The organism is Pseudomonas pichavaramensis, from assembly GCF_050473265.1.
Classification (GTDB): domain Bacteria; phylum Pseudomonadota; class Gammaproteobacteria; order Pseudomonadales; family Pseudomonadaceae; genus Aquipseudomonas.
The window spans coordinates 324056-345698 of record NZ_JBJKFJ010000005.1; the positions used below are offsets into that span (position 1 = coordinate 324056).

Genomic DNA, 21643 nt, shown 5'->3' on the forward strand with positions numbered 1-21643 from the left:
GCCGTGACGCTCGGTCGAGACAACGAGGTTTTGTGATGAGTTGCGATTTCCTGACCCTGGCCCAGCCAGGGGTGCAAAAGCTGTCCCCTTACGTGCCGGGCAAGCCGGTCGATGAGCTGGCCCGCGAGCTGGGACTCGACCCGGCCGGCATCATCAAGCTGGCCAGCAACGAGAACCCGCTCGGCCCCAGCGACAAGGTGCTGGCGGCGATTCGTGCAGAGCTGGACGAGCTGACCCGCTACCCGGATGGCAACGGCTTCACCCTCAAGGCTGCCCTGGCTGATCGCTATGGCGTGGACCTCGCACAGGTCACTCTGGGCAATGGCTCCAACGACATTCTTGAGCTAGTCGCCCGCGCTTATCTGGCGCCTGGCCTGAACGCCGTGTTCAGCGACTATGCCTTTGCTGTGTACCCCATCGCTACCCAGGCCGTCGGCGCGCAGGGCAAGATCGTCCCGGCCAAGAACTACGGTCACGACCTGGACGCGATGCTCGCTGCGATCGACGAAGACACCCGAGTCGTGTTCATCGCCAACCCGAACAACCCGACCGGCACCTGGTTCGGCCCCGAGGCACTGGAGGCCTTCCTGGCCAAGGTGCCTGAGTCGGTACTGGTCGTGCTGGACGAGGCATACATCGAATACGCCGAAAGCGACGAACTGCCGGACGGTCTGGATTACCTGGCGCGTTATCCCAATCTGCTGGTCTCGCGTACCTTCTCCAAGGCCTATGGCCTGGCGTCGTTGCGGGTCGGTTACGCCATCAGCTCGCCAGCCATCGCCGATGTACTCAATCGTGTACGCCAGCCGTTCAACGTCAACAGCCTGGCTCTGGCAGCAGCCTGCGCCGCACTGAGTGACACCGATTACCTGGCCGAAAGCCGTCGTCTCAATGAGGCCGGCATGCAGCAGTTGGAGGAGGGGTTGCGCGCCTTGGGCCTTGGCTGGATTCCCTCCAAGGCAAACTTCATCGCCGTCGACTTTGGCCGCGAAACCGCCGCGATCAATCAGGCGCTGCTGCGCGAAGGGGTGATCGTGCGGCCGATGGCTGGATACCGCATGCCGAACTTCCTGCGCGTTTCCATCGGCCTGCCGCGTGAGAACGCACGTTTCCTCGAGGCCCTGGCCAAGGTGCTTGCGGCGTGACTGTAACGGCAGTGCAATCGAGTCCCCCTAAGATCGGCCGCCTTGTGGTGGTCGGGCTGGGGTTGATCGGTGGTTCCTTTGCCAAGGGCCTGCGTGAGTGCGGCTTGTGTCGCGAGGTGGTCGGTGTCGATCTGGACGCCGAATCGCGCCGGCTCGCTGTGCAGTTGGGCGTGGTCGACCGTTGCGAGAGTGATCTGGCTGCCGCCTGTCAGGGGGCGGATGTGATTCAGCTGGCAGTACCTATCCTGGCCATGGAGAAGGTGCTCGCAGAACTGGCCAAGCTCGACCTTGGCGATGCCGTGCTCACTGATGTCGGCAGTGCCAAGGGAAATATCGTCCGGGCCGCGCGCCTGGCCTTCGCCGGCAAGGCCGTGCGTTTGGTGCCGGGGCATCCGATTGCAGGCTCCGAGCAGAGCGGGGTCGAGGCTTCAAACGCAGGGTTGTTCCGCCGGCACAAGGTGATTCTTACGCCTTGTGAGCACAGCGATGACGCAGCCGTGGCGCTGGTCGAGAGCCTGTGGCGCGAGCTGGGGGCGGCTGTCGAGTTGATGGAGGTTGAGCACCATGATCAGGTGCTCGCCGCGACCAGCCATCTGCCCCATCTGCTGGCTTTCACCCTGGTCGACTCGCTGGCCAAGCGCAGCGAGAACCTGGAGATTTTCCGTTACGCCGCTGGTGGTTTCCGTGATTTCACGCGGATTGCCGGCAGTGATCCGGTGATGTGGCACGATATCTTTCTCGCTAACCGCGAGGCCGTGCTGCGTACGCTGGACACGTTTCGCGACGACCTCGACGCCCTGCGCGACGCGGTCGACGCTGGGGATGGGCATCAACTGCTGGGCGTGTTCACCCGCGCCCGCGTGGCCCGCGAACATTTCAGCAAAATTCTGGCCCGCAGGGCCTATGTGGACGCTATGCACTCGACCGATCTGATTTTCCTGGCAAAACCCGGTAGCTCGCTGTCCGGACGTATTCGCGTACCGGGTGATAAATCCATTTCGCATCGCTCGATCATGTTGGGTTCGCTGGCCGAAGGCACCACCGAAGTCGAAGGTTTCCTCGAAGGCGAAGACGCCCTGGCCACGCTGCAGGCGTTCCGCGACATGGGCGTGGTCATCGAAGGTCCGCACCATGGTCGCGTGACCATTCATGGCGTAGGCCTCAATGGTCTGAAGGCTCCGGCTGGCCCGCTGTACATGGGCAACTCCGGCACCTCCATGCGCCTGCTCTCCGGTCTGCTGGCTGCGCAGCCCTTCGACACCACCCTGACCGGCGATGCCTCACTGTCCAAGCGCCCGATGAACCGCGTGGCCAAGCCGCTGCGCGAAATGGGCGCGGTGATCGAGACCGCTCCGGAAGGTCGTCCGCCGCTGACCATCAAGGGTGGCCAGCGCCTGACCGGTATGGCCTATGAAATGCCGATGGCCAGTGCCCAGGTCAAATCCTGTCTGCTGCTGGCTGGTCTGTATGCTGCTGGCAGCACCTCGGTTACCGAGCCGGCGCCGACTCGCGATCATACCGAGCGCATGCTGCGTGGCTTCGGTTATCCGGTCAGCGTGGAAGGCAGTACTGCCTGCGTCGAGTCCGGGCACAAGCTCAGCGCAACGCGCATCGAGGTGCCGGCGGACATTTCCTCGGCGGCCTTCTTCCTGGTCGCTGCCAGCATCGCCGAAGGCTCCGAGCTGGTGCTGGAACATGTCGGTATCAACCCGACTCGCACTGGCGTGATCGACATCCTCAAGTTGATGGGCGGTGACATCACCCTGGAAAATCAGCGCGAAGTTGGTGGTGAGCCGGTTGCGGACATTCGTGTGCGTGCGGCCAAGCTCAAGGGTATCGATATTCCGGAAGACCTGGTGCCGTTGGCTATCGACGAGTTCCCTGTGCTGTTCGTCGCCGCTGCCTGCGCTGAGGGTCGCACTGTATTGCGCGGCGCTGAAGAGTTGCGCGTCAAGGAGTCTGACCGTATCCAGGTCATGGCCGATGGTCTGGTCGCGCTGGGCGTCAAGGCTGAGCCGACCCCGGATGGTATCGTCATCGAAGGTGGCGCCATTGGTGGCGGCGAAGTCTGGGCGCATGGCGATCACCGTATCGCCATGTCCTTCAGTGTCGCCTCGCTGCGTGCCAGCGCGCCGATCCGCATCCACGATTGCGCCAACGTTGCCACCTCCTTCCCTAACTTCCTCGCCCTGGCGGCCGAAGTCGGCATCAACGTGGCAGAAGAGGGCAAGGCATGACTGCCCCGGTCATCACCGTCGACGGGCCGAGCGGGTCGGGCAAGGGAACGCTCTGCGCGCTGCTGGCCAAGCAGCTGGGCTGGAATCTGCTCGATTCGGGCGCGCTATATCGCCTGTTGGCTTTTGCTGCCGGCAACCACGGTATTGATCTGACCAACGAGGAAGCGCTCAAGCAATTGGCGGCGCACCTGGATGTGCAGTTCATCGACAAGCGCATCATCCTCGAAGGCGAGGAAGTTACTGACGCCATCCGCAACGAGCAGGTGGGCGCGGGCGCCTCGATGGTCGCCTCGCTGCCGGCGGTGCGCGAAGCACTGCTGCAGCGCCAGCGTGCATTTCAGGAAATGCCGGGCCTGGTGGCCGATGGTCGCGACATGGGCACGGTGGTATTCACCGAGGCGCCGCTGAAGGTTTTCCTCACGGCCAGCGCCGAGGAGCGTGCTCGCCGCCGCTACCTGCAGTTGAAGGCCAAGGGCGATGATGTTAATCTCGCGAGTCTTCTCGATGAGATCCGGGCGCGCGATGAGCGCGACACCCAGCGCGCAGTAGCTCCGCTCAAGCCAGCTGCTGACGCAATCCTGCTGGATTCGACCGAACTTTCCATCGAGCAGGTGCTGGAACGAATTCTGAGCGAAGTCGCTGATCGCGACCTCGCCGGGTAAAGAACCTATCCAAAGGTTCGCGAGCTAGAGCCATGCAAGGCAAAAACAAGCGAGGAAGCGGAGTGTGCTGTAGCACATGAGCATTCCGAGCTTGTTTTTAACGCAGCAGGGCCGACGCGCAGCAATCTTTGGATAGGGGCGTCAGAGTCGCGGCTGCTATAAGTCGAAAGACTCGCAAGGAGGCGTGCGGGAGACCAGTCCTTGTCCCGCAGGCCTCTTTTTACATGAACGAACCCACATGGTCTGGAATGTGGTTTGGGCGAATCCCCGCCCTTGATCAACAGGAATCAACATGAGCGAAAGCTTTGCAGAACTATTTGAAGAAAGCCTGAAATCCCTCGACATGCAGCCGGGTGCCATCATCACCGGTATCGTGGTCGACATCGACGGTGACTGGGTTACCGTACACGCCGGCCTGAAGTCCGAGGGCGTCATCCCGCTCGACCAGTTCTTCAACGAACAAGGCGAGCTGACCATCAAGGTCGGTGACGAAGTCCACGTTGCGCTGGACGCGGTTGAAGATGGCTTCGGTGAAACCAAGCTGTCCCGCGAGAAAGCCAAGCGCGCTGAATCCTGGCTGGTTCTGGAAGCTGCGTTCAACGCTGAAGAAGTGGTCAAGGGCGTTATCAACGGTAAGGTCAAAGGCGGCTTCACCGTTGACGTCAACGGCATCCGCGCGTTCCTGCCGGGTTCCCTGGTTGACGTCCGTCCGGTGCGTGATACCACTCACCTGGAAGGCAAAGAGCTGGAATTCAAGGTCATCAAACTGGACCAGAAGCGCAACAACGTTGTCGTTTCCCGTCGCAGCGTCCTGGAAGCCGAGAACAGCGCCGAGCGCGAAGCTCTGCTGGAATCCCTGCAGGAAGGCCAGCAAGTCAAAGGTATCGTCAAGAACCTCACCGACTACGGTGCGTTCGTTGACCTGGGCGGCGTAGATGGCCTGCTGCACATCACCGATATGGCCTGGAAGCGCATCAAGCACCCGTCCGAGATCGTCAACGTTGGCGACGAGATCGACGTCAAGGTTCTGAAGTACGACCGCGAGCGCAACCGCGTATCCCTGGGCCTGAAGCAACTGGGCGAAGACCCATGGGTTGCCATCAAGGCTCGTTACCCGGAAAACACCCGCGTCATGGCGCGCGTTACCAACCTGACCGACTACGGCTGCTTCGCTGAGCTGGAAGAAGGCGTTGAAGGTCTGGTGCACGTTTCCGAAATGGACTGGACCAACAAGAACATCCACCCGTCGAAAGTCGTTAACGTCGGTGACGAAGTGGAAGTCATGGTTCTGGACATCGACGAAGAGCGTCGTCGTATCTCCCTGGGTATCAAGCAGTGCAAGACCAACCCGTGGGAAGACTTCTCCGGTCAGTTCAACAAGGGTGACAAGATCTCCGGCACCATCAAGTCGATCACCGATTTCGGTATCTTCATTGGTCTGGACGGCGGCATCGACGGCCTGGTTCACCTGTCCGACATCTCCTGGAACGAAGCTGGCGAAGAAGCCGTGCGTCGCTTCAAGAAGGGCGACGAGCTGGAAACCGTCATCCTGTCGGTTGACCCGGAGCGCGAGCGCATCTCCCTGGGCATCAAGCAGCTGGAAGACGATCCGTTCAGCAACTACGTCTCCCTCAACGACAAGGGCACCATCGTCCGCGGCGTTGTGAAGGAAGTAGATGCCAAGGGCGCGATCATCGACCTGGGCAACGAAATCGAAGCCACTCTGAAAGCCTCCGAAATCAGCCGTGACCGCGTTGAAGACGCGCGCAACGTCCTGAAAGAAGGCGACGAAGTAGAAGCCAAGATCATCAGCGTCGACCGCAAGTCCCGCGTTATCAGCCTGTCCATCAAGTCGAAAGACGTTGAGGACGAGAAAGACGCGATGAAGGAGCTGCGTAACAAGCAAGACGTTGAAAGCACCGGCCCGACCACCATTGGTGATCTGATCCGTGCTCAGATGGAAAACCAGAACTAAGTTCGGGTAATTCATCAAAAAGGCGACCTTCGGGTCGCCTTTTTTCGTTTTCGTTCTCCAGTGAATTTGCCCTTGTAGGAGCCGCGCCCCGCGGCGAATGGCAGCTATCCAGTAATCCTGATGCAGGCTAAAAGCTTCGCCCCGAGGCGGGGCTCCCACACCAATCCACCAAACAACGCGCCACTTGTAGGAGCGGCGCCCCGCCGCGAATGGCGTCCGTCCAACAATATAGGGCCTATGCCCAAAACGTCGCCCAGCCGCCCTCATATCCACACCGCATCCCAATGCGGGTAATCACCTACGCGCCTCGCCAGCCCAGCTCTTAACGGATTCGCCACCACATACCGCGCTACGCTCCGAACATCTTCCTCCCGACGCAGCGCGTGATCATGGAATCCCTTCCGCCATATCGGCCTGCCCAGGCGTTTGGCGGAAATGGATTTGACCCTACCCACCAAGCGGGCCAGGCCCTCATTCTGTAGTTGCAGCAACCAGTGCAGATGATCTGGCATCACAACAAAGCAAAGCGTTCGGTGCGATCCAAGCGTCTCGTCCTGGCGAATGACTTGGATGAGCGTGCGTGCCGCCGATAAATCGGCAAATACCGGAATGCGATTCTTGGTTACGGCAGTGACAAGGTAGATCTGTCCGCTGCAAGACCAACGACCCTCGCGAAGCTTGTGTGAGGCATAGCGCTTCTCTGTCATCGGAGTCCCTTCCGTTGGCAAATGTCAGAGGCAAGCGTAGTCGACAAAAGAAGCTTCGCCCTGGGACGGGGCTCCTACATCGATCCATCAAACGACGCAGCCCTTCTGTAGGAGCGGCGCCTCGCCGCGAACAGCGGTCACTGGCCAACCCCAGGCGTCACTCGTGCCTGCAAAGCCGGCCATTTCCCACATTGCGCTAAGACATTGTTTTTTAGGCTGTTCAAAAGCTGACCAGCATGCTAAAACCGATCCATCGAGTCTTCTAGCCGCTTGAAAAAGAAGGGAAAACCATGACCAAGTCGGAGTTGATCGAAAGAATCGTCACTCATCAAGGTCAGCTGTCCTCCAAGGATGTCGAGCTGGCCATCAAGACCATGCTGGAACAAATGTCCCAGGCGCTGGCGACAGGAGATCGCATCGAGATCCGCGGCTTTGGCAGCTTCTCCCTGCACTACCGCGCGCCGCGCGTTGGTCGCAACCCTAAAACCGGCCAATCAGTACGGCTGGACGGCAAATTTGTGCCGCATTTCAAACCGGGGAAAGAGCTGCGGGATCGGGTCAATGAAGACGAATAATCGTCTGTAACGCTCACTCACTGATTCGCTGGCGTCATCTCTCTGTCACGCTTGCGAAATAGCCGAAATCCGTCAAAATGTGCGGGTTTTCACGGTGTTGCTCAAAGAGTGGCGTTCCCTCGTCCTCTCGATTCGCAAGGCTTGAATCTTCGTCCGCACTACTGGGCTGAGTCCCTTTAGGCTTCTAGCGTTAAGGGATTGACCTGTGCGGTACCCCTCCATCATTCACCATGGCGCTGTCACCGGCGTTACGGGCTCTTGCCATCAGCTACAGATGGATGATGAGCACGCGCTGCTGATCGACTGCGGCCTCTTTCAAGGCGCTGAGACTTCCCCTGAAGGTCGCGCTGGCGCAGGAAAGCTTGCCATCGACTTTCCACTGGATGGCATCAAGGCGCTGGTAGCGACACACGTTCATATCGACCACGTTGGCCGCATCCCCTACCTGCTGGCAGCCAGTTTCAAAGGGCCGATTCTCTGTAGTGAACCATCGGCCAAGCTCCTGCCAATCGTGCTGGAAGATGCTTTCAAGCTCGGCTTTAGCCGAGATCAGAAACAGGTTCAGCGTTACCTCAAGCTGATTGAGCAACGCATCGTCGCGATTCCCTACAAGCAGTGGTTCACCCTGGTGGACAGCAAGCAGCTGAAAGCTCGCATTCGGCTGCAGCGGGCCGGCCATATCCTTGGCTCCGCGTATGTTGAGGTCGACTTGCATTACCTTGCTACAGGCGAGAGAAAGCGCATCGTTTTCTCCGGCGATCTGGGTGCGTCACATGCACCTATCTTGCCGGCGCCGAAGGCGCCGCATAAAGCCGATGTTCTGGTTATCGAAAGTACCTACGGTGATCGTTTGCATGAGGACCGTCGCACGCGCCGTAAACGCCTGGAGGTGGTGCTGGAGCATGCGCTCACTAACAACGGCACGGTGCTGATCCCTGCCTTCAGCATTGGCCGTACGCAAGAGCTGCTGTACGAGCTTGAAGACATCATTCATCGCCGATTGCTAAAGGCCGCGGCGAGACCGTCGCAAGCCTACGGCTCGGCAAGGGCGAAACGCCCATCGCTAGACTGGCGCAATCTGCCGATCATTCTTGACTCCCCCCTAGCCAGCCGCTTCACCCAGGTCTACCGGGAGCTTGATCGGTTCTGGGATATGGAGGCACGGGCACGCTTGAAGGAAGGCCGCAATCCACTGGCCTTTCGTAACCTGCTGACGGTCGATAACCACAAGGCTCACCTAGCCATGGTCAATCGTCTGGCTCAAACCGCTCAGCCGGCCATCGTGATCGCCGGTAACGGCATGTGCTCTAGTGGCCGCATCGTCAATTATCTTAAAGCCATGCTGGGCGACGAGCGACACGACGTGCTGTTCGTCGGTTATCAGGCCGAAGGCTCACCGGGAAGACAGATCCAGCGTTTTGGCCCGCGTAGTGGCTATGTGGAATTTGACGGGCAGCGCTATGACATTCGGGCTCAGGTGCATACCATAGGCGGTTATTCAGCTCATGCCGATCAGTTAGGGTTGGTAAGGTTTGTAACCCGTATGAGTGCGTGGCCAAATGAAATTCGTCTGGTGCATGGCGACAAGCCTGCTAGACGTGCTTTGGCTGATGCATTGCGAGAACGCTATGTTGACCAGAGCAGTGATGTGGACATCCTGTTGCCGGGCATTGATGAGGAGACAGGGATGGGGTGAGCCGTTGCCATTCCTTTGCGGAGACGCCCAGTAAATCTGAGGCTTTGTCGCTCTATCCAGAGTTTGGTTGGGCCGGAAAACCGGCCTGCCATTGCCTTGATCAGTAACCACCACACAGGTTCAATGTTTCATGACGTCAACCAACCCTATTCAACCAGTAATACTGTGCGGCGGATCAGGTACGCGACTGTGGCCATTATCGCGGTCAGGTTTTCCAAAGCAGTTCCTTTGCTTGGTAGGCAACGACAGTTTGTTCCAGCAGTCCATCAAGCGTCTTTGGGGCGGTAGTGAGTCAAACGATGCGCCTTCTTCGCCCTACATCGTATGCAATGAAGAACACCGCTTTTTGGCCCAAGAACAACTCAGGGAGCTTGGGGTCGACAATGCAACATTCCTGCTAGAACCGGTAGGGCGTAATACTGCGCCGGCGCTGACTCTGGCTGCCTTGGCAGCGCGCGATGCAGGAACAGATCCAGTACTGGTGGTTACCCCGGCAGATCAGGCCATCACTGACGACGAGGCTTTCCGCGTAGCGATGCATCGGGCGGTTGAGTCTGCGGTTGAAGGCAGCATTGTCATCCTTGGCATTACGCCTGACAGGCCTGAAACAGGCTACGGCTATATCAAGGTGGCTTCTGACAAAGAGGCAGTTGCTACCGTTGAGCGTTTTGTAGAAAAGCCTGATCGGGACACGGCTCAAGCCTATCTGGATGAGGGTGGCTACTACTGGAATGCGGGCTTATTCGTACTCAAAGCCTCAGTATGGCTAGCGGCTCTGGAGAGTTTTAGACCCGATATTCTTCAGGCTAGCGTTAAGAGCTGGGTGGGCAAGCGAATTGATGGTGTTTTTATTCGACCCGATAAAGAGGCTTTTACGGCGATTCCTAGCGAATCGATCGATTACGCGGTCATGGAGAAGTGCCCAGGAAGTGACTTACCCATCAAGATGCTACCGCTGGATGCTGGCTGGAGTGACCTGGGCGCCTGGGATGCCGTATGGAGTGTGTCGCCCAAGGATGACAAAGGTAATGCCCTTCACGGCGATGTGCTGATAACCGAAAGCAGTAATTCGCTTGTACACGCAAGCAACCGCCTTGTAGCACTGGCCGGCGTTGAGAACCTTGTGGTGATTGAAACAGCAGATGCTGTGCTTGTTGCAGACAGAAGCCGCTGCCAGGACGTTAAGCAGATTGTAGGTCTGCTTAACCAACAATCACGCGAGGAGCACGCCCTTCACCGCAAGGTGCACCGTCCGTGGGGCTGGTATGACAGTATCGATGAGGGTGGACGCTTCAAGGTCAAGCGTATACAGGTCAACCCCAAAGCGAGCCTGAGCCTTCAGAAACACCACCATCGAGCTGAGCACTGGATAGTGGTGCAGGGGACAGCAGAAATTACGAGAGGTAGTGAAACACTATTGCTCAGCGAGAACCAGAGTACCTATATCCCCCTTGGTGAGGTTCACCGTCTGGCGAATCCTGGCAGCATCCCGTTGGAGATCATTGAAGTGCAGTCTGGGAGCTATTTAGGTGAAGACGACATCATTCGCTTTGACGACCAGTATGGGAGAAGTCACTAGAAGCACTTTTATAGTGGTGAGTACAAGGGGTGTGCATTCCTGTTACTCAAGATGGCTGCGCTGTATTTAAATATCTGAATGATGCTTGGTGTATAGAAAGTGATGCGACAGAGACCATGTCAATAGTGAAATTAGCAAATTCCAAGGTGTTTTCCTGTGGCTCCGAGCAAACACTGCTGGAGGCTGCGCGTACGCAAGGTATATTGCTAGAGCATGGTTGTCGTACAGGGCGTTGCGGCATATGCAAGGCAAAAGTGGTTACAGGTACTACTTCTGTGCTTCTAGATGAGTGCTCGCTCAGTCAAGGCGAGAGAGATAGAGAAATCATCCTCACCTGTTGTCGAGCGGCTTTGACTGACCTTGAGCTTGATATAGAGGATTTGAGTGAGCTCGCTGGATTCACGGTAAAGACATTGCCCTGTCGTATTGATGGTTTGCAAATGTTATCTGAAGATGTTGTTGAGGTAACGCTGAGATTGCCGCCGAACGCTCAGTTTCAGTACTTACCAGGTCAATATGTCGACGTCATCAAGGGAAGCGTCCGGCGCAGTTACTCGATTGCAAATGCTCCTCGGGGTGATGGGAAAATCACCATGCAGATCCGAAGGGTCGCAAACGGTGAAATGAGCCGTTATTGGTTTGAAGAGGCCAAGGAGAACGATCTTCTAAGGCTGGAAGGAGCTCTCGGGACTTTTTTCTTGAGACAGGAAAGTGTCCGGCACCTGATCTTCCTAGCAACTGGAACAGGAATCGCACCTATCAACGCAATCCTGCAGCAGCTCGCCTCGAGTGAAAGTATTGGTTTGTATGAAAACATACACCTTTACTGGGGGGGGAGGTGTGAAAGCGACATGTATTGGGTGCCAGACTTTCCCGGGCTGAATTTGAATTATGTGCAAGTGCTGTCTCGCTCGGTAAGCAGCACCGCTAGGAGGGGGTATGTCCAGGATGCTGTCATCGACTCTGGTATAGCTCTAGAAACTGCGGTTGTTTACGCGTGCGGCTCCGAGAAAATGATCGAGTCCGCGCGTGAGACGCTGATTACTACAGGGCTTAAGCCTAAAAATTTTCATTCTGATTCATTTGTCAGTTCTAATTAATTACAGGTTTAGGGAGTGAAGATGAAGGCTGTAATTCTTGCTGGTGGCTTGGGTACCCGGCTTAGTGAGGAAACCAGCGTGCGACCTAAGCCGATGGTTGAGATCGGCGGTAAGCCTATTCTTTGGCATATCATGAAAATGTACGCTTCGCATGGGATCAACGATTTTGTTATCTGCTGCGGCTACAAGGGATATGTGATAAAGGAATATTTCGCCAACTATTTCTTACATATGTCGGATGTTACTTTCGATATGCGTGAAAACAAGATGGAAGTACATAACAAACGGGCGGAGCCTTGGAATGTAACCCTTGTAGATACGGGAGAACTTTCCATGACTGGTGGTCGTTTGCGCCGTGTTGCTGAGTACGTGAGAAACGAAGACGCATTCTGTTTTACATATGGCGATGGTGTTGGTGATATCGACATCGCTGCTACCGTACGTTTTCACAAAGAGCATGGTAAGGCTGCAACACTTACGGCAACTTATCCGCCAGGTCGTTTTGGTGCGCTGGATATTCAAAACAAAAAAGTGATGAATTTCAAGGAGAAACCCAAAGGCGACGGGGCAATGATCAATGGCGGTTTTTTTGTTCTTACCCCGGATGTACTAAAGTATCTTAGTGATGACGCTACTGTCTGGGAGCAGGAGCCTCTGATGGGCCTGGCACAAGATGGCCAACTGATGGCGTATGAGCATCACGGCTTCTGGCAGCCCATGGATACATTGCGCGACAAGCACCTGTTGGAAGAATTGTGGGACAGTGGCACAGCCCCGTGGAAAACCTGGGATTGATGTCTATGGCAATCTCAGTTGATCCAAAGTTTTGGCAGAGTAAAAGAGTATTTCTGACAGGGCATACTGGCTTTAAAGGAAGCTGGTTGTCCCTGTGGCTGCAAAGCATGGGCGCAACGGTAAAAGGTTTTGCGTTGCAACCTCCCACTCAGCCCGCATTATTCGAGCAAGCGCGTGTGGCGCAAGGCATGGAATCCGTTATTGGTGATATCCGTAATCTGGAGGCTATCACCAGTGCAATGACAACGTTCAATCCCGATATTCTTATTCACATGGCTGCTCAGCCCCTGGTGCGCTTGTCATACCGCGAGCCGGTAGAAACTTATGCAACAAATGTCATGGGAACTGTGCACGTTCTGGAAGCTGCTCGTCAATGCGACCATCTAAAAGCCATAGTCAACGTCACGACTGACAAGTGTTACGAAAATCGTGAGTGGGTATGGGGCTATCGTGAAGACGAACCAATGGGAGGCCATGATCCTTACAGCAACAGCAAAGGTTGCTCTGAGCTCGTAACTGCTGCCTACCGTAGTTCCTTTTTCAATACAACAGGCAGCGCGTTTTTGGCAACCGGTCGTGCTGGTAACGTTATTGGTGGTGGTGATTGGGCTGAAGACCGTCTGATACCTGATATTTTACGGGCATTCGAAAAGCAACAGCCGGTGATTGTTCGTAATCCAATGGCAACCCGGCCATGGCAACATGTGTTAGAGCCTCTGAGCGGTTACCTGATACTGGCAGAGAAGCTTTACACAGAAGGAAAGTCTTATGCCGAGGCCTGGAACTTTGGTCCGAGAGATGAGGATGTACAGCCGGTAGAGTGGATACTCAATCACATGACCGAGCACTGGGGAGAGGGTGCCAGTTGGCAGTTAGACACCAACCCCCAGCCCCATGAAGCGCAATTGTTAAAACTCGATATCAGTAAGGCAGCCGCAAGGCTCAAATGGCGGCCTCGTTGGTCACTTGCCCACACGCTGGATACCATTGTCGATTGGCAGCATGCCTGGCTCCAAGGTGAGGATATGCGTCAGAAAACGTTGGAGCAAATATATCACTATCAGTCCTACTGATCGCAGTGTAAGCGTGCCCCGAAACAAGATTGAAAATAGAGAAGCCAATATGAATTCCGAAGTACTCCGTCAGGAAATCAGTAAACTGGTACAGCAATATGCTGATACCGCACTCGCAGCCAAGAGCTTTGTGCCAGGTGAAACCGTGATACCTCCCTCTGGGAAAGTAATTGGTGCACGTGAACTGCAACTGATGGTCGAAGCCTCGTTGGATGGTTGGCTGACCACTGGTCGTTTTAACGCCGAATTCGAGAAGAAGCTTGCTGATTTCGTTGGTGTAAAGCACCTGATCACCGTTAACTCCGGCTCATCCGCTAATCTGGTGGCTTTCAGCACACTTACATCCCCAAAGTTGGGTGAGCGTGCTATCAAAAAAGGTGATGAAGTCATTGGCGTTGCGGCGGGCTTCCCGACCACCGTGAATCCCATTGTTCAATTTGGCGCTGTACCGGTGTTCGTGGATGTAGATATGCAAACCCACAACATCAACGCTGATCTGATTGAAGCGGCTATTACGCCAAAAACCAAGGCCATTATGCTGGCACACACACTGGGCAACCCGTTCAACTTGGCCAAAGTGAAGGCTCTGTGTGAGAAGTATAACCTGTGGCTGGTAGAGGATTGCTGCGATGCATTGGGGGCCACTTATGATGGCAAAATGGTAGGTACCTGGGGCGATATCGCCACCCTCAGCTTTTATCCGGCACACCACATCACCATGGGCGAGGGTGGCGCGGTGTTTACCAATAACCCGAGTCTGAAAGTAATTGCCGAATCATTCCGCGACTGGGGGCGCGACTGTTACTGCGCCCCCGGGTGTGACGATACCTGCGGCAACCGTTTCGGGCAAAAATTCGGTACTTTGCCGCAAGGGTACGACCACAAATACGTATATGCCCATCTCGGCTATAACCTGAAAATTACCGATATGCAGGCTGCCTGTGGGTTGGCACAGCTCGAGCGTGCATCAGAGTTCATTGCCACCCGCAAGCGCAATTACCAGTTGCTGAAAGATCGCTTAGCCAGCCTGGCAGAGTTTCTGGAAGTCGCTAAAGCAACACCCAACAGCGACCCGTCGTGGTTTGGCTTCCCGGTAACACTGAAGGAAAGTAGCGGTGTGCAACGAGTGGACCTATTGAAATACCTTGACCAGCATAAAATTGGTACCCGCTTGTTGTTTGCTGGCAACCTGACACGTCAACCTTATTTTCAGAACATCGATTACCGGGTAGTGGGTGAGCTAACCAATACCGACCGTACCATGAACCAGACATTCTGGTTAGGCATTCAACCTTCATTGGGTCAAGAGCACTTTGATTTTGTGGCTGGAAAACTGGAAGAGTTCTTCGGACTGAACTTCTGATGCCGCGGGTATTGTTGACTGGTGCGACTGGCTTTTTGGGAAGCCACCTGTTAGAAGCCCTGCTGAAGCAGGGCTATGCGGTGAGCATTCTGAAACGGTCAACCTCGAACACCTGGCGTATTGATCATCTTCTGGGGCAGGTCAGTGCTTTTAATGTGGATCAAGTATCCATTGAGGATGCATTTAAAACTGAAAAAATTGACTCCGTGATCCATACAGCTTGCAGTTATGGCCGCGATGGGCAGTCAGTATATGAAATTGTAGAAGCAAACTTGATGCTCGGGTTGCGCGTGCTTGATGCTGCTGTGCACTTCAACGCTAATGTCTTTTTGAATACGGATAGTCTGCTGCCTAGACACCTGAATACTTATTCATTATCTAAAAAACATTTCAGTGAGTGGCTTCAACAACGCAGCAATGAGATTAAAGTTATTAACCTTCGGCTTGAGCATATGTATGGGCCCAAGGATGACGGAAAAAAGTTCGTTCCATGGTTGATTGGCCAACTGAGAAAGAATGTGGCGCGAATTCCACTGACGACAGGTAATCAGCTTAGGGATTTCATCTATATTGATGATGTCGTTAGTGCATATCTGTTAACGTTGAGTGTGGCGGAGACATTGCCTGGGTATTCAGAGTTCGATGTGGGAACCGGAACGCTGACATGTGTTAGAGATTTTGTAGAGTCTATATATGGCATATACAAGCACCAAGACCCTGAGAGCCATACGCAGTTGGGCTTTGGCGATATTCCCATGCGCGATGGTGAGATGCTCTCAATCGAACTAGATGTTCAGCCTCTCATGCAACTGGGGTGGAGGGCCCGTTTTACACAAGAGCAGGGGTTGAAACATGTTATGAAGGAAGAAAAATGAAATACTTAATCACCGGTGGCTGTGGGTTCCTTGGTTCTAACATCGCTAGCGAACTGTTAAGGCAGGGACATGATTTAGTCATCTTCGATAGCCTGTACCGACTTGGAAGCTATCAGAACTTGGAATGGCTGAAAACCCAAGGGGATTTCGAATACATACACGGTGATATCCGAAATACCAATGATGTTGAAGGTACCATAAAGAGTCATAAGCCAGATGTGGTTTACCATTTGGCGGGGCAAGTGGCAATGACAACCTCCATTGCAGATCCTCGGATGGACTTTGAAGTTAATGCAGGTGGTAGCTTCAATCTATTAAATGCGATTCGTTTATATTCACCTGAGGCTGCGGTGATCTACTCTTCTACAAATAAAGTTTATGGAGATCTTGAGCAGTTCAGTTACAAAGAGGTCGCTACCCGATACGACTGTATCGACAAGCCCAATGGCTTCGACGAGAGTGTGAATCTGGACTTTCATTCGCCTTATGGCACATCCAAAGGCAGTGCTGATCAGTATATGCTTGACTTTGCGCGCATTTATGGGCTTAAGACGGCTGTTTTTCGCCATTCCTCCATGTTTGGTGGTCGGCAATTTGCAACCTATGATCAAGGGTGGTTAGGTTGGTTTATCCAAAAGGCAATAGAGATTAAGAGAGAGACGGCCAAAGAGGCTTTTACCATTTCAGGTAATGGTAAGCAGGTACGCGATCTACTCTACGCCTCTGACTGCGTCTCCCTATATTTAAAAGCGGCAGAGAAAATTGATGTAATTAAAGGGCAGGCCTTCAATATTGGTGGAGGAATTGAGAACTCTTCTTCAATCCTTGAGTTATTCAGTTTTTTAGAAGGGCAACTGGGCATCGAGATGGCGTATAAGAAACTTCCTGCTCGTGAGAGTGATCAGCGCTTTTTTGTTGCTGATCTCAGGAAGGTTAGAGGTCTTCTTGCTTGGGAGCCTTTGGTTGGTAGGGAAGAGGGTATTAAAAAGATGCTTGAGTGGTGTTCCTATGGGAAGTAAATTGGCTGTGGCGATTCCTTCTTATAATAGGAAAATTCTTGTCGAACGTTTGCTTTCAACTATCCCAAACGACATTTTTATTGCTATTAGCGATAACGGTGGATATCTGAGGGGGGGGCTAGACTGTAATGGGAGAAATATAAAAATAGAAAGCCATGATATGGTTTTGGACGTTTTCGATAATTGGAATTTTGCATTAAATATGGTTTTGAATGAATGTGATTATCTGGTAATGCCCTCTGATGATGATTTATATTTGTCTGGCTGGAGTGATAGAGTACTTAGTTATATTAATAAAGTTGATGCTGATTTTTTTATATTTGGCAACAGAGTAATTGATGAGCACGAAAATATTGTTGGGGAGTATTCTGAAAATGAGTTGGTGGTCCTAGAGGCTCCTCTTGGCTTTGAGAAGTATAAGTATGATGTAAGTGCTAGAATGCCTTCGGTCATTTTTAGATCAGAATTTCTCAGAAAGATTGGTGGGTATGATGCTAAGACCTTCAAACTTACAGCAGCGGATAGCGAGCTGATTCAAAGGGCGTTACTGTTGGGGCGTGTTGCTTTTGTTCCTGAGGTTATCTCTTGTTACCGGGTTTGGAATGGCGGCCTGACGAATAAGAAAATTGCCAGTGAAGAGTGGTTGGATGAAATTGAAAAATGGACTAGCAAGATAGTTACGATTGGTCAAGGTAGTTCTGACATGTTCACAAGAGCTTTTTCTGAAAAATATGCTGATGAAATATATGCTAGAAATCTTTATGAAGGGCTAGTTAATTTATATGGACGTGAGGAGTATGAAAAGCTTTTGAAATTCAAAAGCAAAGCGCGCTGGCCTAAGCATGCTTTGCTCAGAACAAAGTTAAGAATTATCCGTCTGCTGCTAAAAGCAAAGACTCTATCGTATGTTGGCTAAAACATTCGCTGTAAATGCAGTGGTTAGGCTGCTGTCTGCTCTTATTGGCCTGTTTTCGGTGCCGTTACTGATCAGGGTGTTAGGTGTTGAAGAATATGGTTTGTGGGTGACCCTGACATCAATCATAGGCTGGCTAGTCCTATTGGACTTTGGCGTTGGGCATGCTCTAAAGAACACAGTAGCAAGAGCGGTGGCTAATGAGTCTTATATGCTAGCCCAGGCCGAAGCGCAGCAAGTGTTTAAACTAACCTTTTTTATAGCGTTAGCCGTTGTGATTTGTTTGTGTGTTGCTACATATCATGTTGATTTTATAAAGCGCAATAAAAGTCTAATCATGATGTTATATCTTCCCGTTCTTTTTGCATTTCCCATGTCAATGGGCGGAATGATTTTGCAAGGCGTTCGCAGGAGTCACGTTCAAAGTTTAATAGGGTTATTAGCGCCCATAGTTACATTTTTTATTCTATTGTATTTTGTAGTCTGTGGGGAGAGTATTAGTTTGCAAATGTACGCGCCGATTTACGCCGTGTTGCTTGTTTTAACATGGGGCGCCTACTGGCTTGTGGGGTGTGCTTATATTAAGTGCGGGGGAAAAAAATTTTTCCTGGGCATCGTGAGCTCGAAAATAAGAACTCAAAGGCTGGCGGTGGGGTTGAGGTTTTTTATACTGCAAGCTTCATCTATTATTTTATACAGTGCAGGTAGCTACTTGATCTATAGTTATCTTGGGGCAAAGGAGGCAGCCGTCTATGATACGGTTAATAAACTATATTTTTTTGGGCTATCACTATTCAACATGATAGTCGCTGTTTTTTGGCCGGAAATAACATTTAACGCTGAAAGAATGCAGTTTGAACGCGTGAGGCGGATTTACTTCACAATGTTGGGATTGGGCTTGATGTTCGTATTGGGTGCTTTTTTTGTGGCCTACTTTTCAGTTGATATTATTTATTATTGGACGGCTGGAAAGATTACTGTCGACAATAAAACTCCATACTTTTTTGCTGTTCTTGTTTCTGTTCAGGCGTTGGCCTATTGCGGTGCTGTTGTCCTTAACGCTGTTGAAAAGGTGACGGGGCAGTTGCTCATATCTATCCTTTCGTCAATGGCTATGATACCTATATTCTTTGTCTTTCTAAGTATGGATTATGGCATTGCTTCTGTGCCTATAGCAGCATCGTTGCTGACTGCTATTGCTATGCTTTATTGTAATCTTTCCGCGTATTTTTATGTCCGTAAAGGTTTGAAGGTGACCGGCTGTGCTTCTTAATCTTCTGAAAAAGATGGCTTATAATCCCGTCCGCCATGCGAAGCGTCATCCAGGGATTATCTTGGATGCACAATCGATATTGATGCCAGGCGCTCATTTCAGAATGGCGTCAAACAATAATCGAGTGGATATTGCAAAGAATGCCATGCTCGCATGTGGTTTTATTTTTGAGTCCAATGCCGGGCATATTGTTATCGGAGAGAGCACCTTTATAAACAGTGGAACCTCTCTCATTTGCCGCGATGGAATAAAAATTGGCAGTTACGTGACTATAGCCTGGGGTTGTACGTTGTATGACCATAACTCCCACTCGCTAGATTATCGTGATCGTATTGGTGATTTGAATGCTCAGCTGGCTGATTATAGAGCAGGGCGCGACCTTATAGAAAATAAGAATTGGAATAATGTAGGCTCTGAAGAGATAACAATTGAAGATTATGCTTGGATAGGCATGAATTCTATTGTTTTAAAGGGTGTTAGAATTGGGGAGGGGGCGATTGTGGGCGCTGGAAGCGTTGTTCGTCATGATGTTGAACCATGGACTATAGTTGCTGGAAATCCCGCGCAATTTGTTAAAAGGCTTAAACATGACGATTAACGTATTGGTCACAGGTGGTGCGGGTTTTCTTGCAATCAATACGGCTAGATTTTTCAAGGCACAGGGCGCTAGTGTTTTTGGCATTGGTCGTTCAAGAGATGGCTCCGATTTGGAGTGTTATGATAGGTGGATCGAATCGTCTGTTACCTGTAAAGCGCTTTTTGAGTTTGATGTCAGGTTTGATCTTGTCGTGCACTGCGGCGGTGGCTCATCGGTTGGTTATGCGCAGGAAAATCCTTTAGAGGATTTTTATAAAACGGTGGCAGGTGTCGCGGAGCTTTTGGAATTTGTCAAAAAGAATAATCCTGAGGCGCATGTTATATATCCGTCTAGTCCCGCCGTCCATGGGCAGCAACCCGATGCGCCTATTGATGAGGACGCCGAAATTAAGCCTGTGTCGGTTTATGGCTATCACAAAGAGATGGCTGAGAATCTTTTGATTTGCGGACACAAGTTGTTCGGCTTGAATATATCAATTGTTCGATTCTACTCAATTTACGGCGTAGGTCTGAAGAAGCAGTTGCTTTGGGATGCCTGCAAAAAATTAGTTTCCAGCCCTTCTGCGGTTTTTTGGGGGGATGGCGATGAGACGCGCGACTGGATACATATTGATGACGCGGTCAGTCTTATTCATTTTCTGTCTGCTATGAGCGAGCCCCCGCTAGTCGTTAATGGAGGGTGCGGAACGTCTATGACTGTTCGGTGTGTCGTTGAATTGCTTGAGGAGTTTTTAAGTGTTTCTCCAAGCGCGAGTTTTAATGGTGAAGTTAAAGCAGGGGACCCCAAATATTACTGTGCCGGGCAACGAGTTTTAAGGGATTTAGGATGGTCGCCTAAAGTATCCATTCATGATGGATTGTCTGGTTACGTAAAATGGTTTAGAGATATTTATGATTAATGTTGCTTTCTTTCCCCCTATGAATCGCGCTTGGATGGGGGGGGTTAACTATTATAAGAATCTTTTTTTTGCGATATCAGTGCACGGATTTAAAGAGGATATCTGTGCAATTAGTTTTGTTGGTAAAAATACGCCTCGTGAGTTGATTGAGGAGTCCTACCTTAATTCCAAGGTCGTAAGGTCAAGCTTGTTTGATCGTTGGAGCTTTCTATGGTTCTGCTCCAGGGTTTTTATAAGAGTATTCGGCTATGATCCTCTGTTGCATGCTTTAATGCTTAAGTATCGTGTGCAGGTTGTGTCTCATGCAACTCCGGCGCTACCAAAGTCTTTTTCTAAAGTTGGCTGGATTCCCGATTTTCAGCATGTATATTTACCTGAATTTTTTAGTTCTGATGAAATAGAAAGTAGGAATAAAGAATTTTGCAGTGTCGCAGTCAAATCTGATTTTGTCTTTTTGAGTAGTAATGATGCTGTAGGGCATTATAAAAAATTCTTTCCCTCCGAGCTTCACCATAAGGCAAGGGTTCTTAGGTTTGTATCGCAAGTAGATCATCGCTACTTTGAGTTTGATAATGATGTCTTGGCTGTTCTTTTGGGTAGATACGGTATAAGGGAAAGGTTTATATACATACCGAACCAAATCTGGAAGCATAAGAATCATATGGCTGTTTTAGAGGCGGCCAAAGTTCTTTTGGATAAGGGAATGGGCTTTTCTTTTGTTTTTACCGGTCATAAGTATGATTACAGAGATCCTGGCTTATATGAATCCTTGGAAGAGTATGTCTTAAGTAACGGATTGTCAGATAATGTGATATTTTTGGGCAGTATCCCGTATGTCGATGTTATGGCTTTACTCCGGTTCTCGATTGCGGTCGTAAATCCTTCGCTTTTCGAGGGGTGGAGTTCGACTGTAGAGGAGTGTAAATCTGCCGGGAAAAGAATGATATTGTCTGATATTCCGGTGCATAGAGAACAATTCCCTGAAGCCGTATTTTTTAATCCGCATAGTTCCATGGAATTGGCTGAAGCAATTGAGTCAATTTCAATGGTGGATCCTGACGTTTGCAGTGATTCCATTGTGTTGAAGAATAAGCGTAGGACTGAAGAGTACTTTTACGCTTTTTGCGCTACGATAAAATCTTTAATTAAAGATTAGGAAA

19 protein-coding genes are annotated in these 21643 nt (G+C 51.8%); 18 read left to right on the plus strand and 1 reads right to left on the minus strand.

All coding sequences use genetic code 11. The annotated features are described in order from the left end of the window. Positions 1-35 precede the first annotated feature (35 nt). From hisC to rpsA, 4 genes are all read left to right on the plus strand, one after another. A complete protein-coding gene (hisC, locus tag ACJRW5_RS11035; RefSeq protein WP_484570555.1) occupies positions 36-1145 on the plus strand; it encodes a histidinol-phosphate transaminase in 1110 nt (369 codons plus the stop codon). Next, positions 1142-3382, plus strand: a complete 2241-nt coding sequence (locus ACJRW5_RS11040) for a bifunctional prephenate dehydrogenase/3-phosphoshikimate 1-carboxyvinyltransferase (protein ID WP_484570556.1) — start codon at positions 1142-1144, stop codon at positions 3380-3382. The genes hisC and ACJRW5_RS11040 overlap by 4 nt, the downstream gene beginning before the upstream one ends. Further along, the gene (gene cmk, locus ACJRW5_RS11045) at positions 3379-4044 is read left to right on the plus strand and encodes a (d)CMP kinase (protein WP_484570557.1); all 666 of its coding nucleotides are present in this window, start codon (positions 3379-3381) and stop codon (positions 4042-4044) included. The genes ACJRW5_RS11040 and cmk overlap by 4 nt, the downstream gene beginning before the upstream one ends. Before the next feature lie 292 nt (positions 4045-4336). After that, a complete protein-coding gene (gene rpsA / locus ACJRW5_RS11050) occupies positions 4337-6019 on the plus strand; it encodes a 30S ribosomal protein S1 (protein ID WP_012018329.1) in 1683 nt (560 codons plus the stop codon). Between the two features lie 263 nt (positions 6020-6282). Here rpsA and ACJRW5_RS11055 read toward each other — a convergent pair whose 3' ends face one another. Next, the gene (locus ACJRW5_RS11055) at positions 6283-6726 is read right to left on the minus strand and encodes an REP-associated tyrosine transposase (RefSeq protein WP_484570558.1); all 444 of its coding nucleotides are present in this window, start codon (positions 6724-6726) and stop codon (positions 6283-6285) included. A gap of 290 nt (positions 6727-7016) precedes the next feature. Here ACJRW5_RS11055 and ihfB point away from each other — a divergent pair, with 290 nt between their 5' ends. The 14 genes from ihfB (at position 7017) to ACJRW5_RS11125 (ending at position 21639) form a co-directional block, all read left to right on the plus strand. Continuing rightward, positions 7017-7301, plus strand: a complete 285-nt coding sequence (gene ihfB, locus ACJRW5_RS11060; protein ID WP_003243558.1) for an integration host factor subunit beta — start codon at positions 7017-7019, stop codon at positions 7299-7301. A gap of 205 nt (positions 7302-7506) precedes the next feature. After that, the gene (locus ACJRW5_RS11065; RefSeq protein WP_484570559.1) at positions 7507-8997 is read left to right on the plus strand and encodes an MBL fold metallo-hydrolase RNA specificity domain-containing protein; all 1491 of its coding nucleotides are present in this window, start codon (positions 7507-7509) and stop codon (positions 8995-8997) included. Positions 8998-9127: 130 nt separating this feature from the next. Then, positions 9128-10576, plus strand: a complete 1449-nt coding sequence (locus ACJRW5_RS11070; RefSeq protein WP_484570560.1) for a mannose-1-phosphate guanylyltransferase/mannose-6-phosphate isomerase — start codon at positions 9128-9130, stop codon at positions 10574-10576. A 116-nt stretch (positions 10577-10692) separates the two neighbouring features. Then, positions 10693-11676: an FAD-binding oxidoreductase gene (locus ACJRW5_RS11075; protein WP_484570561.1), complete on the plus strand. Its 984-nt coding sequence runs from the start codon at positions 10693-10695 to the stop codon at positions 11674-11676. 21 nt (positions 11677-11697) lie between these two features. Beyond that, entirely contained in the window at positions 11698-12471 is a 774-nt protein-coding gene (rfbF, locus tag ACJRW5_RS11080; RefSeq protein WP_484570562.1) for a glucose-1-phosphate cytidylyltransferase, read from the plus strand. Between the two features lie 5 nt (positions 12472-12476). Continuing rightward, positions 12477-13544, plus strand: a complete 1068-nt coding sequence (rfbG, locus tag ACJRW5_RS11085; protein WP_484570563.1) for a CDP-glucose 4,6-dehydratase — start codon at positions 12477-12479, stop codon at positions 13542-13544. Between the two features lie 49 nt (positions 13545-13593). Further along, complete coding sequence (gene rfbH / locus ACJRW5_RS11090; RefSeq protein ID WP_484570564.1) at positions 13594-14907, plus strand: lipopolysaccharide biosynthesis protein RfbH; 1314 nt, start codon at positions 13594-13596, stop codon at positions 14905-14907. Then, entirely contained in the window at positions 14907-15782 is an 876-nt protein-coding gene (locus ACJRW5_RS11095; protein ID WP_484570565.1) for an NAD-dependent epimerase/dehydratase family protein, read from the plus strand. Before rfbH ends, ACJRW5_RS11095 begins: the two co-directional genes overlap by 1 nt. Next, complete coding sequence (locus ACJRW5_RS11100) at positions 15779-16801, plus strand: GDP-mannose 4,6-dehydratase (RefSeq protein ID WP_484570566.1); 1023 nt, start codon at positions 15779-15781, stop codon at positions 16799-16801. The genes ACJRW5_RS11095 and ACJRW5_RS11100 overlap by 4 nt, the downstream gene beginning before the upstream one ends. Continuing rightward, positions 16791-17717 (plus strand): glycosyltransferase family protein, encoded by a 927-nt coding sequence (locus ACJRW5_RS11105; protein ID WP_484570567.1) that lies wholly within the window; start codon positions 16791-16793, stop codon positions 17715-17717. Before ACJRW5_RS11100 ends, ACJRW5_RS11105 begins: the two co-directional genes overlap by 11 nt. After that, a complete protein-coding gene (locus ACJRW5_RS11110) occupies positions 17707-18987 on the plus strand; it encodes a lipopolysaccharide biosynthesis protein (RefSeq protein ID WP_484570568.1) in 1281 nt (426 codons plus the stop codon). Before ACJRW5_RS11105 ends, ACJRW5_RS11110 begins: the two co-directional genes overlap by 11 nt. A 145-nt stretch (positions 18988-19132) precedes the next feature. Beyond that, positions 19133-19585, plus strand: a complete 453-nt coding sequence (locus ACJRW5_RS11115; RefSeq protein WP_484570587.1) for an acyltransferase — start codon at positions 19133-19135, stop codon at positions 19583-19585. After that, positions 19575-20483, plus strand: a complete 909-nt coding sequence (locus tag ACJRW5_RS11120) for an NAD-dependent epimerase/dehydratase family protein (RefSeq protein WP_484570569.1) — start codon at positions 19575-19577, stop codon at positions 20481-20483. Before ACJRW5_RS11115 ends, ACJRW5_RS11120 begins: the two co-directional genes overlap by 11 nt. Further along, complete coding sequence (locus tag ACJRW5_RS11125; RefSeq protein WP_484570570.1) at positions 20476-21639, plus strand: glycosyltransferase; 1164 nt, start codon at positions 20476-20478, stop codon at positions 21637-21639. Before ACJRW5_RS11120 ends, ACJRW5_RS11125 begins: the two co-directional genes overlap by 8 nt. The last annotated feature ends 4 nt before the right edge of the window (positions 21640-21643 follow it).